Below are 13,342 nucleotides of genomic sequence, written 5' to 3'. Positions count from 1 at the left end.
CCTTTGGGAAGAGATTATCCGATCGGGTGCGCGATGGCTTCCTGGGCCTTGATCCAGTTTTCCAGCCAGTGGATATTGTAATCCCCCGTCTGGATATCGTGCTCATTCAACAGGTCGAGGAACAGCGGGATCGTTGTATCGATGCCGGAGACCACGGTTTCCTGCAACGACCGGCGCAGGCGGGCCAGGGCTTCGGGCCGGTCGCGGCCATGGACGATCAGCTTGCCGATCAGCGAGTCGTAATAGGGCGGGATGGAATAGCCGTTATACATGGCCGAATCCATGCGCACGCCCAGGCCGCCAGGGGCGTGGAAATCGGTCACCGTGCCGGGCGACGGCACAAAGGTGCGAGCGTTTTCAGCATTGATACGGACTTCGATGGCGTGGCCGCGCAGCTTCACATCGTCCTGGGTAAAGGACAGGGGATAGCCCTCGGCGATGCGGATCTGCTCACGGACCAGGTCGATATCGGTGACATATTCGGTCACCGGGTGCTCGACCTGCAAACGTGTGTTCATTTCGATGAAGAAGAACTCACCGTCTTCATAGAGGAATTCGATGGTGCCGACGCCGAGATAGCCGATCTTCTTGATGGCATTGACAACGATCATGCCGATCTTGTCGCGCGCAGCGTCATCGATAACCGGCGATGGCGCTTCTTCCAAAACCTTTTGGTGACGGCGCTGCAGCGAACAATCGCGTTCACCCAGATGCACGACATTGCCGTGGCTGTCGGCGATCACCTGGATTTCGATGTGACGCGGCCGTTGCAGGTAGCGTTCCATATAGACCGTGCCGTCGCCGAACGCGGCAGCGGCTTCGGTCTGGGCGCTCAATACGGCTTCGGACAGCGAATCGCGGTCCTTGGCGACCTTCATGCCGCGCCCGCCACCACCGGCGGCGGCCTTGATGATCAACGGGAAACCGATCGATTCAGCCGCCTCGATAGCCTCCTCGACCGTGGCGACGCCGCCGTCGGAGCCGGGAACGACCGGAATGCCGGTGTCGCGCGCAGCCTGCTTGGCGGTGATCTTGTCACCCATCATGCGGATGTGCTCGGCCTTGGGACCGATAAAGGTCATGCCGTGGGCGCTGACGATGTCCGCAAAACGCGCGTTTTCCGACAGAAAGCCGTAACCCGGATGGATAGCCTGGGCGCCGGTGATTTCGGCGGCGGCAATGATCGACGGGATGTTGAGATAGGATTTCGACGCCGCGGCCGGCCCGATACAGACGGATTCGTCGGCCAGATGGACGTGCATGGCGGTGCGGTCGGCCTCGCTGTGGACGGCAACCGTCTTGATGCCCATTTCCTTGGCGGCACGGATGACGCGCAACGCGATCTCGCCGCGATTGGCGATCAGGATCTTGTCAAAGGTTTTCATGTTCGCTTACTCGAAGACGACGAGCGCTTCGCCGAATTCCACCGGCTGGGCGTCGTTGACCAGAATCTGCGCCACCACGCCTTCGCGCGGGCTCGGGATCGGGTTCATGGTCTTCATGGCTTCGATGATCAACAGCGTCTGGCCGGCCTTGACCTTGTCACCGACCTTGATGAAGGCGGGCGTGCCGGGCTGAGCCTGGAGATAGACAGTCCCGACCATGGGGGACTTGATGGCGTCCTTGGCGACGGCGGCCGGGGCTGCTGCGGCGGGCGTTTCGGCATGCGCAGCCTGGGCGGGCGCGGCGGCTACGGGAGCGGCGGCCGGCGCCGCGCTATAGGTGACGGTGGGGGCGGCCGTCAGCTGACGGGCGACGCGGATCTTCAGCGCACCTTGCTCGACTTCGATCTCCGTCAGTTCGGTTTCCTTCAGGATGTCGGCGAGGGCGCGCACCAGTTTAGGGTCGATCGAATCAACGGGGGTTTTAGCTGTCGTCATGGGAAAACCTTGAAAAAAGTCTTGTGGAATAAGACTCTAATTACTTTACGAGGGCGAGCGCCGCCTGGATGGCCAGTTCATAACCAACTGCGCCAAATCCTGCAACAATCCCTTTGGCCGCAAGCGACACATAAGAGTGATGCCGGAAAGGCTCGCGCGTTTGTGGGTTGGAGAGGTGGCATTCGATCACCGGAATGGTCAAGGCCTTGAGCGCATCCAGGAGAGCGACCGAGGTATGACCGTAACCTGCCGGATTGATGATCAAGGCGCAGCCGTCTTCGCGGGCCTGGTGAATCCAGTCGATCAGTTCGCCTTCGTGGTTGCTCTGGCGAAAGACGAGCGGATAGCCAGTGTCGGCCAACAGGGCCCGGCAGCGTGATTCGATGTCGGCCAGGGTCGTGTAGCCATAAATTTCCGGCTCACGGACCCCAAGCAGGTTGAGATTCGGGCCGTTCAAGACATATATGGAACGTGACGGCGAAACTGTTGACATGAAACCTGCGTGCGGTTGCGAAGGGGGTCTTGTATAGGTTTGGCCCGCCTGTCACAAGCACAAGCGCGTTTGGCTAAGGGTTTAGCTCAAAAAAACTGGCATAAAGATGGTAAAAATAGTGTTGAACGGCGAGGACAGGGAGGTTACGGCCTCCAATGTGGCGTCGTTGATCGATGACATCGGGTTGGACAGCCGCAAGGTTGCGGTCGAACGCAACCGTGAAATCGTTCCGCGGTCGCTCTACCTGGCAACAGGCCTGGCTGATGGCGACCAGCTGGAAATCGTACATTTTGTTGGAGGCGGATGATGGCGGATACTTTAGGCGAAACTAAGGTTGCGGACAGCTGGACCGTGGCGGGTCGTACCTTTACCTCGCGCCTGATCGTCGGCACCGGCAAATATAAGGACTATGCCCAAAACGCCTCCGCCGCCGAAGCCTCTGGCGCCGAGATCGTCACCGTGGCCCTGCGCCGCGTCAATATGAGCGATCCCACCCAGCCCATGCTGGCCGATTTCGTCAAGCCGGAACGTTTCACCTTCCTGCCCAACACCGCCGGTTGTTTCACCGGCGAAGACGCCGTCCGGACGCTCCGCCTGGCGCGCGAGGCCGGCGGCTGGAACCTGGTCAAGCTCGAAGTGCTGTCGAACAGTGTCCACCTCTATCCCGACATGCCTGAAACCTTGCGGGCGCTGGAACTGCTGGTCAAGGACGGCTTCGACGTCATGGTCTATTGCACCGACGACGTCGTCTTCGCCAAGCGTCTCGAAGAAGCCGGCGCCGCGGCCATCATGCCGGCGGCCGCTCCGATCGGCTCGGGGCTCGGCATCCAGAACCGCGTCAATGTCCGGCTGATCGTCGAACAGGCCAAGGTGCCGGTCCTGGTCGATGCCGGCGTCGGCACGGCGTCGGACGCGGTCATCGCCATGGAACTGGGCTGCGACGCCGTCCTGACCAATACAGCGATCGCCGGCGCCCAGGACCCGATCCGCATGGCCGTCGCCATGAAACACGCCGTCATTGCCGGCCGCGAAGCCTATCTCGCCGGCCGCATGGCACGGAAGATGTACGCCGATCCGTCATCGCCCCTTGGCGGCTTGATTTAGCCTCTACTTCCCCGCGCGGACAGCTTCCACCGCGGCCTTCAGGTCCTCGATACGCGCGCCGTCGATCGACGTATTGCCGACGATAAAGGTCGGCGTGCCGTCGATGCCCAGGTCGTTGCCCAATTGGATCGTGCGATTGATATGGTCGGTGACGGCTTTCGACGTCGCCGCCGCCTTGGCCGCTTCCGGATCGAGGCCGGCGCGCGTCAGAACCGCGTTCATCGCCGTCTGGGTCTCGATCTTTTCGGTCAGCAAGGCATAGTGGACGCTGTCGTAATGGCCGCCCTGATAGGCCGCCATGCCGTAAGCCGCCAGGGTCACCGACGAGGGCGGGTGGACGACGGGGTACTCCTTGATGATCAGTTGGACATCCGGATTTTCAGCCAGGAAAGCGTGCAAGGCCGGCGTCGCGGCACGGCAGTAAGCACATTGATAATCGAGAAATTCGACGACCTTGATCTTGCCAGCGGGATTGATCACCGGATCGGACTTGTCGTTGAAGATCGAGTCATGACGCGCCTTGATTTGTACGGCCATGTCCTTGGCCTTGTCGGCGACGCGTTGGTTCTGCAACTTGACCTGAGCGGCTTCGATCATGGCCGGTTGCGCCATCAAACCGCGCTGAACCTGATAGGCTTGCAATTGCGGCACGACATAGGGCGCTGCGGCCAGGATGACGGCGAAAACCGCCAGGCCTGTCGTGATATTGGCTTGCGAAAAGACTTCAGTGAGAAAGCTTGCAGGCGAGGCTTTGAGGGCGGGGTTCTCGGTCGTCGGGGTTTCTTCGGTCACTTGGGGCTTTCAATTATGGCGGCGCTTGGTTTCGCCTTCGACAGGATCGATGCCGAGTTCGGATGAGGTGGTCAGAACGATATCGCGGGCGCGGCGATATTCGGGCGAGGCGGAGTCGAGATATTTCTGCGACCACACCGCCGAGGTGCGCGCCGCTTCGTAGTCGCCGCTATAGAACTGGGACTCGGCGGTGGCAAGGCGCGCCTCGCCCGGCTTGTTCAGCGCGTCATAGGCCTGGGCCAGTTGCGCCCAGGCAAAGCCGTCGTCTTCTTCGTACTTGATCGATTCCTGCAGGTGCTCGACAGCCTCGTTGAGATCGTCCTTGTCGCCCAGCGCGATCAGGGTCTGGCCGAGATTGAGCTGCAGCAGCGGGGCCTGGGGCATCAGCGAGACCGACTTTTCGTGCGCCGGCTTGGCCAGGGCGGGACGGGCGGTTTCGAAATAGATCTGGCCCTTCAACTCCCACAGATAGGGATTGTTCGGCTGTTCGGTCAGAAGCGTGTCGAGGTCAGCCAGGGCCTTGTCCCAATTGCCCTGCTTATAGGTGGCGATGACGCGGGCATAGCGGGCGGGGTAGGAGGTGTCGCTTAAAGGATAGGTCTGGAAGGTCTTGAGCGGTTCGTTGAGGAAACCCGACAGCTTGGCCTTGACGATATCGAACTGGGCGATGGTCTCGGGTGTGTCGACGACATTGTAATGCGGCTGCTTGCTGGCGAAGCCCTGCAAGGCCTGAATACGTTCGCGCGACAGCGGGTGAGTGCGGAAAAATTCGTAGCGCTCAGCGTCGGAAAACAGCTCGACACTGCGGAATTTATAAAAGAAATCGACCAGGCCCTTGCCGGACATCCCGGCCTTTTCCATGGCCTTGACACCGGCGACGTCAGCGGCCGACTCCTCGGTCTGCATGTAATGCAGTGACCCCAGGGCGCCGAAGGTCGGCGACGACGCCATGATACCGGCCCCGGCGGCCGGTGCACCGGCCAGGGCGGCGATGACGCCGAGGCCCAGAGAAATGGCCATGGGCGCACGACCAGCGCGCTCGACTTCGTCGGTACGCATCATGTGGCCGCCGCTAAGGTGGCCGGTTTCGTGGGCGATAACCCCGAACAACTGGTTCGGCGTATCGGCCTGCATGATCAGGCCGGTATTGAGACCGATGGTGAGATGGAAGGTGGAAAACGCGTTGAGATCGTCACTTGCGATGAGCAAGTAATGAACCTTGGACGAGTCGAGCCCGGCGGCGTCAAGGACCGGTGTCGTCTTGGTCTTGAGGAAGGTTTCGATTTCGGTGTCGCGGATGACGTTTTGCGAATTGCCCGGATCGTCCTGGGCGAGGGCCGGCGTGTAGACAAGCGCCAGAGCCGTCAGGGCGAGGGCGCCGCCGGTCAAAACCCGAGTCATAGGTTTGGCGCGGGAAAGCAGTGCAATGACGTCCATGACGTGAGTGATCCGTAGCAGCCTGGCTTACGCTTTATGTAGGGAGCAAGCGTGACAAATCTAAGGCCTGTCGGATGAACCGACTATGAACAATTTTCACTCGATTCACTTGGACGCATCCGATACCGGTTCTTGGCGTGAACCGGCATCGGATAGCGTCGCTATCGGGTGTAGGGCCCGAGGCCCTACCGGCGCCACCAGCCGCGCTTGGGCTTTTCGGGCGGAGCGGCGATTTCGTGCGGATCCGGCTCGGCCGAGACGGGCTCTGCGGCGACCGGTTCGGGCGCGGCGACGGCGACGGTTTCGAGAACCTTTTCCGTTACGGGTGCCGGGACCGGTGCTTCAACCGCAAGCGCTTCGGCCACCGCTTCGGGCACGGCCTTCTTGCGGCTGCGGCTTTTGCGGACGGGCGGGGCCGCTTCCACGGCTTCGGCGATCACGGGTTCGGCCATGTCGCCGACTTCGGCCGGAATTTCAGCACCGGCGATCGGAGCGATCGAGGCGGCGGATTCAGGCTCGAGGTCGGGCGTGACACCGGAGTCGACGTCATGCGAGGTCGGCATGGGGGCGGTCGTCAACGATTCCGACTGGTCGGGCGCCACCGGATTGGCGGCGTCGACACCACCCCTTGAACGGCGCGGCGGGCGCTGGCGCTTGGGCGCCGGTTGGTCGCGCAGGGCTTCGGGCACCAGTGAGGTCGGTTGCGTACTTTCGGCGCCGAGCGGGCCTTCCTGGACAACGTCCTGGGCCTGGACCGGGGCTTCATGGCGCGGACGCTCGTTCTCGAAACGCTTCTGCTGCTCTTCGAACGGGTCGATCCAGACATAGGGGGCTTCGAGCGAGGGCGTACGGGCGCGGACCCAGCTATAGGTTTCACGCGGACGGTTCTCGAACCCGGCGCGGCGGCCACCGCGGCGACCGCGGCGGCGGCGGCCCTTGCGGAAGTCGTCGCTGCCGTCGTCGGCCTCTTCACCGTCGTCGTCGCCTTCAGTGGCGTCACCAACCGGGGCCTGGGCGGCGTTGGCAGGACGTTCGTCGGTGTCACGGTCTCTGCCACCGCGGCGGCGACGGCGGCGCTTGCCCTTGCGATCGCTATCGTCGCGTCCACCTTCACGTTCGCGGCGCGGTTCGCGGCTCTCAACGCGCTCGGAGGCTTCGTCGTCGTCCGTGTCTTCGCGTTCGATCGCCGCTTCGTCGTCCTCGTCTTCGTCGGCTTCCTCGGGGACGTCGGGCGTGGTGTCGAAGGCGATGGGTTCCGGACGGACCGGCGGCACGAAATCGACCTCATCTGCATTGAGCGTGCGGACGATCGCCATTTCGGTGTGGCCGAGATCGGTGTCGATCTCGATATTGACCTTCAGGCCCCATTCGAGGCGCAGTTTGGCCAGGTGGACCTGCTTTTCGTTGAGGATATAGAGGGCGATATCCATCGGCACCTTGACGGTGATGGCGCCGGCGCCGTTCTGCATGGCTTCCATATCGATGGCGCGCATGACGGAGAGAGCGGCCGAGTCGACCGAGCGGATACGGCCCTGACCCTCGCAATGCGGGCAGACGATGGTCGTACCTTCCAGGAAGCCGGTACGGCGGCGCTGGCGGCTGATTTCCATCAGGCCGAAGCCGGAAATCTTGCCCATCTGGATGCGGGCGCGGTCTTCGGCCAACGCGTCCTTCAGTTTCTTTTCGACGGCGCGGTTGTTCTTCGGCTCATCCATATCGATGAAGTCGATGACCACCAGGCCGGCCAGGTCGCGCAGGCGCATCTGGCGCGCAGCTTCCTCGGCCGCTTCCATATTGGTCTTCAAGGCCGTGGCCTCGATATTGCGTTCCTTGGTCGACTTGCCGGAATTGACGTCGATGGCGACCAGGGCTTCGGTCTGGTTGATGACCAGATAGCCGCCCGACTTCAGAGGCACGTTCGGTGAGTATATCTTCGAGATCAGGTCTTCGACGCCGTAACGCGCGAACAACGGCGCATTGGCCTTGTAGAGCTGAATCTTCTTGGCCTGGGACGGCATGATCATGCGCATGAAGTCCTTGGCGGACTTGTAGCCCTCTTCGCCCTCGACCAGGACTCCGTCGAAATCCTTGTCGAACAGGTCGCGGATGGCGCGTTTGACCAGGTCTTCTTCTTCATAGATCAGGGCCGGCGCGTTCGAACGCAGGGTGGTCTCGCGAATGGTTTCCCACACGCGCAGCAGATAGTCGTAATCGCGTTTGATTTCGAGCTTGGTCCGCTTGGCGCCGGCGGTGCGCACGATCAAGCCCATGCCGTGCGGCACATCCAGGCTCTGTACCAGCGACTTCAGGCGCTTGCGATCCGGCGCATTGGTGATCTTGCGCGAAATGCCGCCACCGCGCGCTGTATTGGGCATCAAGACGCAGTAGCGCCCGGCCAGCGACATATAGGTGGTGAGGGCCGCGCCCTTGTTGCCGCGTTCTTCCTTGACGACCTGAACGAGAAGGATCTGGCGGCGCTTGATGACTTCCTGGATCTTGTAGCGGCGGATCAGGTGCTGGCGCAGACGGCGTTCTTCGTCTGGCAGGTCGTCGCCATCGTCGTGATCGTCCTCGTCTTCGTCGTCATCGTCGTGCGAACTGCCGTGGCCGTTATTGGCGGCGGCCTGCTGAGCCAGTTCGGCCATCAGCTTCTCGCGGTCGGCGACCGGGATCTGGTAATAGTCGGGATGGATTTCGTTGAAGGCGAGGAAACCATGACGGTTGCCGCCGTATTCGACGAAGGCCGCCTGGAGGCTGGGCTCTACGCGCGTGACCTTGGCAAGATAAATATTGCCGCGGAGTTGTTTGCGGGCGTGGCTTTCGAAATCAAATTCTTCAACTCGCGAGCCGTTGAGCACGACGACACGGGTCTCTTCCGTGTGGGTCGCGTCGATTAACATTGTCTTGGACATTAAAAGTATCTCCGAAGCGCTCGAACGCGGCGAGCCATCCGTCGGTGACGGAGGCCGCAAGGGCGTGGCGCTGATAGGGGGTGTGAAGGCGTGCGCGTGCACAGGCATCTCGCAGGATGCCGGGTCTCGCTGAAAATCCGTTGAGGATGTTCAAGGCACTGCCCATAAGTTATTGTTCCGTACGCGTTGCGCTTTATGAAGAGCGCACATTTTTAATAGGGCGTGGTTTCGGGTCCGGGTGAGAGTTCAGCGCTTCCATCGCCGGGCTTTGGCCCAAACCTGAAAACGAGATAATACCGCAGCCCCGTCATCACAAGGTTCGCCGGCGTTCGGGATGACACAAAGTCTGCGCTTATGGCCGGACTCGAACAGGCGATACCAATTTGCAACATGTCGGCAAAAAGGCGAGCAGGTCAACCGATTTCTTTTGCGCGGTGTGTCCGGGGCGCTGCGCCGGAGGTCCCGGCCGGCCACGCCCGGTATTCACAACCGGCGTTATACAATGAAATGCGAACTTTTTCTTAACCCTTTGGCAACCAAATAAGTTAAGGGGGAAAAAACTGTAACATTTAATCGTATTTCTACAACCATGCGTCATAGTGGCTTCAACAATAGGTCCGCTGTAAAATATGCCGGACGTGGTGGTTGGAGTCGTGCATGAACCGAAGGTTCAAGGCTTTGGGTAGCGTTTTTGGGTGTAGCGTTCGGAGTACCGCGAAAATGGCGTGGGGCGCCATGGCCGCCGGCGTGATGTGTGTTTCACTGGGCCTGGCCCAGCCGGCAGCGGCGGAAAATGTTTCCGGCAATGTGGTCAAGGTCCGGTTGGGCGGCGATGCGACGCAAACGCGCATCGTTATCGAGCTCGACAAGACCGTGGCCGCCAAGCTGGTGACCCGCGAAGATCAATACGATCAGCAGGTTCTGGCGCTCCCCGACGTCGGCGTCGGCAAGGCCGTCACGGGCGGCGCCCAGGGGCTGATCGCCGGCTGGAAGATCGAAAATATCGCCGGCAGCACCCGCCTCAAACTCAGCTTCAACAAGGAATCGCGCATCTATCGCCGTTTCCTGCTGCCGCCGGCCGACGGCATCAGCGTCTATCGCTATGTCATCGACGTGGTGCCGAAGGGCGCCGACACCTCCGTGTCGCAGCCGGCGCCCGTTCCAGTGATTGCCACGCCGCTCGCTCACCAACAGACCGAACTGGCGTCCGTCACGACCAATAACAAGAAGACGATCATCATCGACGCCGGCCATGGCGGCAAGGATCCGGGCGCCCACGGCGGCACGACCCTTGAAAAGGACGTCAACCTGGCCGCCGCTAAGGCCCTGCGCGACGCCCTGCTGAAGACTGGCCGTTATAATGTCATCATGACGCGCGACACCGACACCTTTGTCGACCTGCCGGCCCGTGTCCGCATCGCCCGTTCGGCCAACGCCGATCTGTTCATCTCGTTACACTCGGACTCCGGTGGCGACGGCGGTACCAGTGGCGCCTCCATCTACACCTTGTCCGACTCCGGCACCGAACGCGCCGCCAGGAAGGCCATGGTCAAGGGCGACTGGTCCCTGGCCGACCAGCCCAACGGCGCCGACGCCATAGTCAACCGTATCCTGATCGACCTGACCCAGCGCGCCACCAAGAACCGCTCCGCTACTTTCGCCCAGCTGGTCATGGATCACATCGGCGGCTCGACTCCCTTGCTGAAGAGCAATCTGCGCCAGGCCGGCTTCGTCGTCCTGCTGGCGCCCGACGTCCCGGCCGTCCTTCTGGAAATGGGCTTCGTCAATAATCCGCGTGACGAAACCATGCTCAATGATTCGGCGCACCGCGCGCTGATGATGGGGCAGGTGGCCAAGGCGATCGACCAATATTTCGCCAATGATGTCCGTTATGCCTCATTTGCCGGCTTGAATTAAAAACCCGCGATAAAGGTCTGAAAATAAAGGGCTCTGCGCTGTCGCGCGGGGCCTTTTTCATTATCGCGGCCTCGTTCGGCCTCCCTGTTTGGCGGGGACGCTGTCCCGGCAATGAAATTTTTCCGAATAGCTTTGCCTCTGACGCGGGGTTTGCTAAGTGTAATGGTTAAATCGACACGCAAGCTCCGAGGCTGCGTGCTTGGTGCTGACTGTGGAGGTTGTTTGTTAAGGTCGTCCGAGCGTTGGTTCCAGATGGCAGGCGTTGCCGCGATGACCATTGTGGGCTTGGCGGGTTTCGCCATAGCCATCTATGCCGCGTGGCTGTTCCATGACATGCCTGATGGCTCTGAACTGGCCGACTTCCATCCGGTCACCTCCGCCCGCGTTTTCGCCTGGGACGGCACCCTGATCGGCGAGTACGGTCAAGAGCGCCGGGTTTATGTTCCCTACAACCGCATACCGCCGAAACTGGCCCAGGCCTTCCTCGCCGCCGAAGACCGCAACTTCTTCAGTCACAACGGCGTCGACGTCGGCGGCGTGTCGCGCGCCATGGCCAAAAACGTCTTCAACCTGTTGCGCGGCAAGCGTTTCGAAGGTGGCTCGACCATCACCCAGCAGGTCGCCAAGAACTTGCTGCTGAATAATGAACGCACCGTCGGCCGCAAGCTGAAGGAAGTCATCCTGGCGCGGCGGCTGGAAAATTCGCTGTCGAAAGAACAGATTCTCGAGCTCTATCTCAACGACATCTATCTCGGTTATCGTTCCTACGGCGTCGGCGCGGCGGCCTTCAACTATTTCGGCAAATCTGTCGATGAGCTCGACCTTGCCGAAATGGCGTTTCTTGGGGCGCTGCCCAAGGGCCCGGAAAACTATCGCCCGTCGAACCACAAGGACGCTGCCATCGCCCGCCGTAACTGGGTTATCGGCGAAATGACAAAGGCCGGTTGGTGCACCAAGGCCGAGGCCCTGGCGGCGATGAAGGAAGACCTGGTCATCCAGTCCAAGCCCTTGCGCGCCAAGTACCAGGACGCCGACTATTTCGTCAGCGAAGTCGAACTGCGCGCCAAGAAGCTGTTCAACGACAGCATCTATACCGACGGCTATTACGTCAAGACGACGCTCGACCCGAAGCTTCAAACCATGGCACGCGCCGCCCTGATGAACGGGCTCGAAGTCTATGACCGGCGCCACGGCTGGCGCGGCGGCTTCGGCAATGAATCGCCCAACAGCAACTGGCAATCCATCGCCCTGCAGCACGACGGTCCGGCCGAGCGGCCGAACTGGCAGCAGGCCATCGTCACGGCGGCGTCGCGCGGGTCCGTCAGCGTCGAGCTGGCGGCCGGCGGTACCGGTCATCTCCTGAGCTCCGACGTCGCCTGGGCCTTTGCCGGCCGCGGTTTGAAGACGGGCGACCTGGTATTCGTCGAGGCCTCGCCCGAAGGCTATCACCTGCGTCAACTGCCGGCGGTTAACGGCGCCATGGTCGCCATCGATCCCTATTCCGGCCGCATCATGGCCCTGGTCGGCGGCTATTCCTTCTCGCTGTCCAAATTCAATCGCGCCACGCAGGCCGAACGCCAGCCGGGTTCGTCGATCAAGCCCTTCGTCTATGCCGCGGCGCTCGAAAAAGACTTCACCCCCGCCTCAATCGTCGAAGACGGTCCGATTTCGATGATGGGGGGCGACGGCAAGGTATGGTCGCCGGAAAACTATGAGCACGACTATCTTGGCCCGCAGCCCCTGCGCCGCGGCATCGAACTGTCGCGCAACCTGATGACCGTGCGCCTGGCGCAAAAGGTCGGCATCAAGACGGTCACGCAGAAGATCGTCGATTACGGCGTGCTCGACTCCATGCCGGCGGAAATGTCGATGGTGCTGGGCGCCGGCGAAGTGACACCCTACCGCCTGACCGACGCCTATTCGATCTTCGTCAACGGCGGCCGCAAGGTTAAGCCGCACCTGATCGACGAAGTCCAGGACCGCGACGGCAAGGTCATCTACCGCGCCGACGAACGTGTCTGCCCGACCGCCTGTTCCGATCCTTTCAATGGCCTCGAAAGCCCGCATCTGCTGCCCCAGGGCCAGCAGGTCATGGATCCGATCACCGCCTACCAGATCAACAGTTTCCTCCAGGGCGTCACCATTCGCGGCACCGCGGCGGCGGCCAAGGTGCTGGGTTTCCCGATCGGCGGCAAGACCGGCACGACCAACGATTTCCGCTCGGCCTGGTTCGTCGGCTTCAGCACCGACCTCGTCGTCGGCGTCTATGTCGGCTTCGACGACAACCGGTCCCTGGGCGAGCATGAAACCGGTGCGGTCGCGGCCCTGCCGATATGGATCGACTTCATGCGCAATGCCAATGTCGGCAAGCCGAAGAAGGATTTCCCCAAGCCGCGCGATGCCGTCTTTGTCTCGGTGCGCGGTATCGAGGAAGCCTTCAAGCCGGGTACCGAGCCGAAATACGACTATTCGCCCGACGCCGAGGATGGCCCCAAGCCTTATCTCGACACTTGGAAGGATGACGGCGATGAGGGGCCTGTGACCGTCGTGCCGGCCGAAGACCCGCCACCGCCGGTGAAACCCAAAAAGACCGTAGACGACGCCGCCAACCTCTACTGAGTTCGTGGCGTTGGGGCGGTCTGCAAATCATCATCTCCTTGTGCGCGCTTGCTCGTGTACATGAGTACACGTCGCGGCACCTAGGCGGCCCCAGGTCCTCAAGAGCTAATAATTTTCGACTCACCCGAACGCCACGAATCCTTGTGACAAGAAGAGTAGGGGTTGCGTTCGGGGGCGCGGAACGATAA

10 protein-coding genes are annotated in these 13,342 nt (G+C 61.5%); 4 read left to right on the top strand and 6 right to left on the bottom strand.

Annotation, left to right across the window (positions count from 1 at the left end; translation table 11 throughout):
* Nucleotides 1-14: 14 nt before the first annotated feature.
* Genes accC through aroQ form a run of 3 tightly spaced genes read right to left on the bottom strand, consistent with a single transcriptional unit; the run spans nt 15 to nt 2,373 of the window.
* A complete protein-coding gene (accC, locus tag AC1DX3_RS01950) occupies nt 15-1,385 on the bottom strand; it encodes an acetyl-CoA carboxylase biotin carboxylase subunit (protein ID WP_476987540.1) in 1,371 nt (456 codons plus the stop codon).
* A 6-nt stretch (nt 1,386-1,391) separates the two neighbouring features.
* On the bottom strand, nt 1,392-1,880 hold the full coding sequence (gene accB / locus AC1DX3_RS01945; RefSeq protein WP_476987539.1) for an acetyl-CoA carboxylase biotin carboxyl carrier protein: 489 nt from the start codon (nt 1,878-1,880) through the stop codon (nt 1,392-1,394).
* 40 nt (nt 1,881-1,920) lie between these two features.
* Nucleotides 1,921-2,373: a type II 3-dehydroquinate dehydratase gene (gene aroQ, locus AC1DX3_RS01940; RefSeq protein WP_476987538.1), complete on the bottom strand. Its 453-nt coding sequence runs from the start codon at nt 2,371-2,373 to the stop codon at nt 1,921-1,923.
* Nucleotides 2,374-2,479: 106 nt separating this feature from the next.
* Between aroQ and thiS the strand changes: the two genes are divergently transcribed.
* Both thiS and AC1DX3_RS01930 read left to right on the top strand, forming a co-directional pair.
* On the top strand, nt 2,480-2,680 hold the full coding sequence (gene thiS, locus AC1DX3_RS01935; protein WP_476987537.1) for a sulfur carrier protein ThiS: 201 nt from the start codon (nt 2,480-2,482) through the stop codon (nt 2,678-2,680).
* Nucleotides 2,680-3,477 (top strand): thiazole synthase, encoded by a 798-nt coding sequence (locus AC1DX3_RS01930; protein WP_476987536.1) that lies wholly within the window; start codon nt 2,680-2,682, stop codon nt 3,475-3,477. Before thiS ends, AC1DX3_RS01930 begins: the two co-directional genes overlap by 1 nt.
* Nucleotides 3,478-3,480: 3 nt before the next feature.
* Here AC1DX3_RS01930 and AC1DX3_RS01925 read toward each other — a convergent pair whose 3' ends face one another.
* The 3 genes from AC1DX3_RS01925 to AC1DX3_RS01915 all read right to left on the bottom strand — a co-directional run bounded on the left by AC1DX3_RS01925 (nt 3,481) and on the right by AC1DX3_RS01915 (nt 8,618).
* Nucleotides 3,481-4,269: a DsbA family protein gene (locus tag AC1DX3_RS01925; RefSeq protein WP_476987535.1), complete on the bottom strand. Its 789-nt coding sequence runs from the start codon at nt 4,267-4,269 to the stop codon at nt 3,481-3,483.
* A 9-nt stretch (nt 4,270-4,278) separates the two neighbouring features.
* The gene (locus AC1DX3_RS01920) at nt 4,279-5,706 is read right to left on the bottom strand and encodes a M48 family metalloprotease (RefSeq protein ID WP_476987534.1); all 1,428 of its coding nucleotides are present in this window, start codon (nt 5,704-5,706) and stop codon (nt 4,279-4,281) included.
* A 185-nt stretch (nt 5,707-5,891) separates the two neighbouring features.
* Nucleotides 5,892-8,618 (bottom strand): Rne/Rng family ribonuclease, encoded by a 2,727-nt coding sequence (locus tag AC1DX3_RS01915; protein ID WP_476987533.1) that lies wholly within the window; start codon nt 8,616-8,618, stop codon nt 5,892-5,894.
* 720 nt (nt 8,619-9,338) lie between these two features.
* Between AC1DX3_RS01915 and AC1DX3_RS01910 the strand changes: the two genes are divergently transcribed.
* On the top strand, nt 9,339-10,535 hold the full coding sequence (locus tag AC1DX3_RS01910) for an N-acetylmuramoyl-L-alanine amidase family protein (protein WP_476987532.1): 1,197 nt from the start codon (nt 9,339-9,341) through the stop codon (nt 10,533-10,535).
* Nucleotides 10,536-10,805: 270 nt separating this feature from the next.
* Nucleotides 10,806-13,154 carry a penicillin-binding protein 1A gene (locus AC1DX3_RS01905; RefSeq protein ID WP_476987531.1) on the top strand — a complete coding sequence of 783 codons (2,349 nt, stop codon included), beginning with the start codon at nt 10,806-10,808 and terminating at the stop codon, nt 13,152-13,154.
* Nucleotides 13,155-13,342: the final 188 nt, after the last annotated feature.

This window comes from Asticcacaulis sp. P2_B1, from assembly GCF_056404915.1.
The sequence above is the reverse complement of the archived record's forward strand: the minus strand, read 5'-3'. Positions and strand labels throughout refer to the sequence as shown.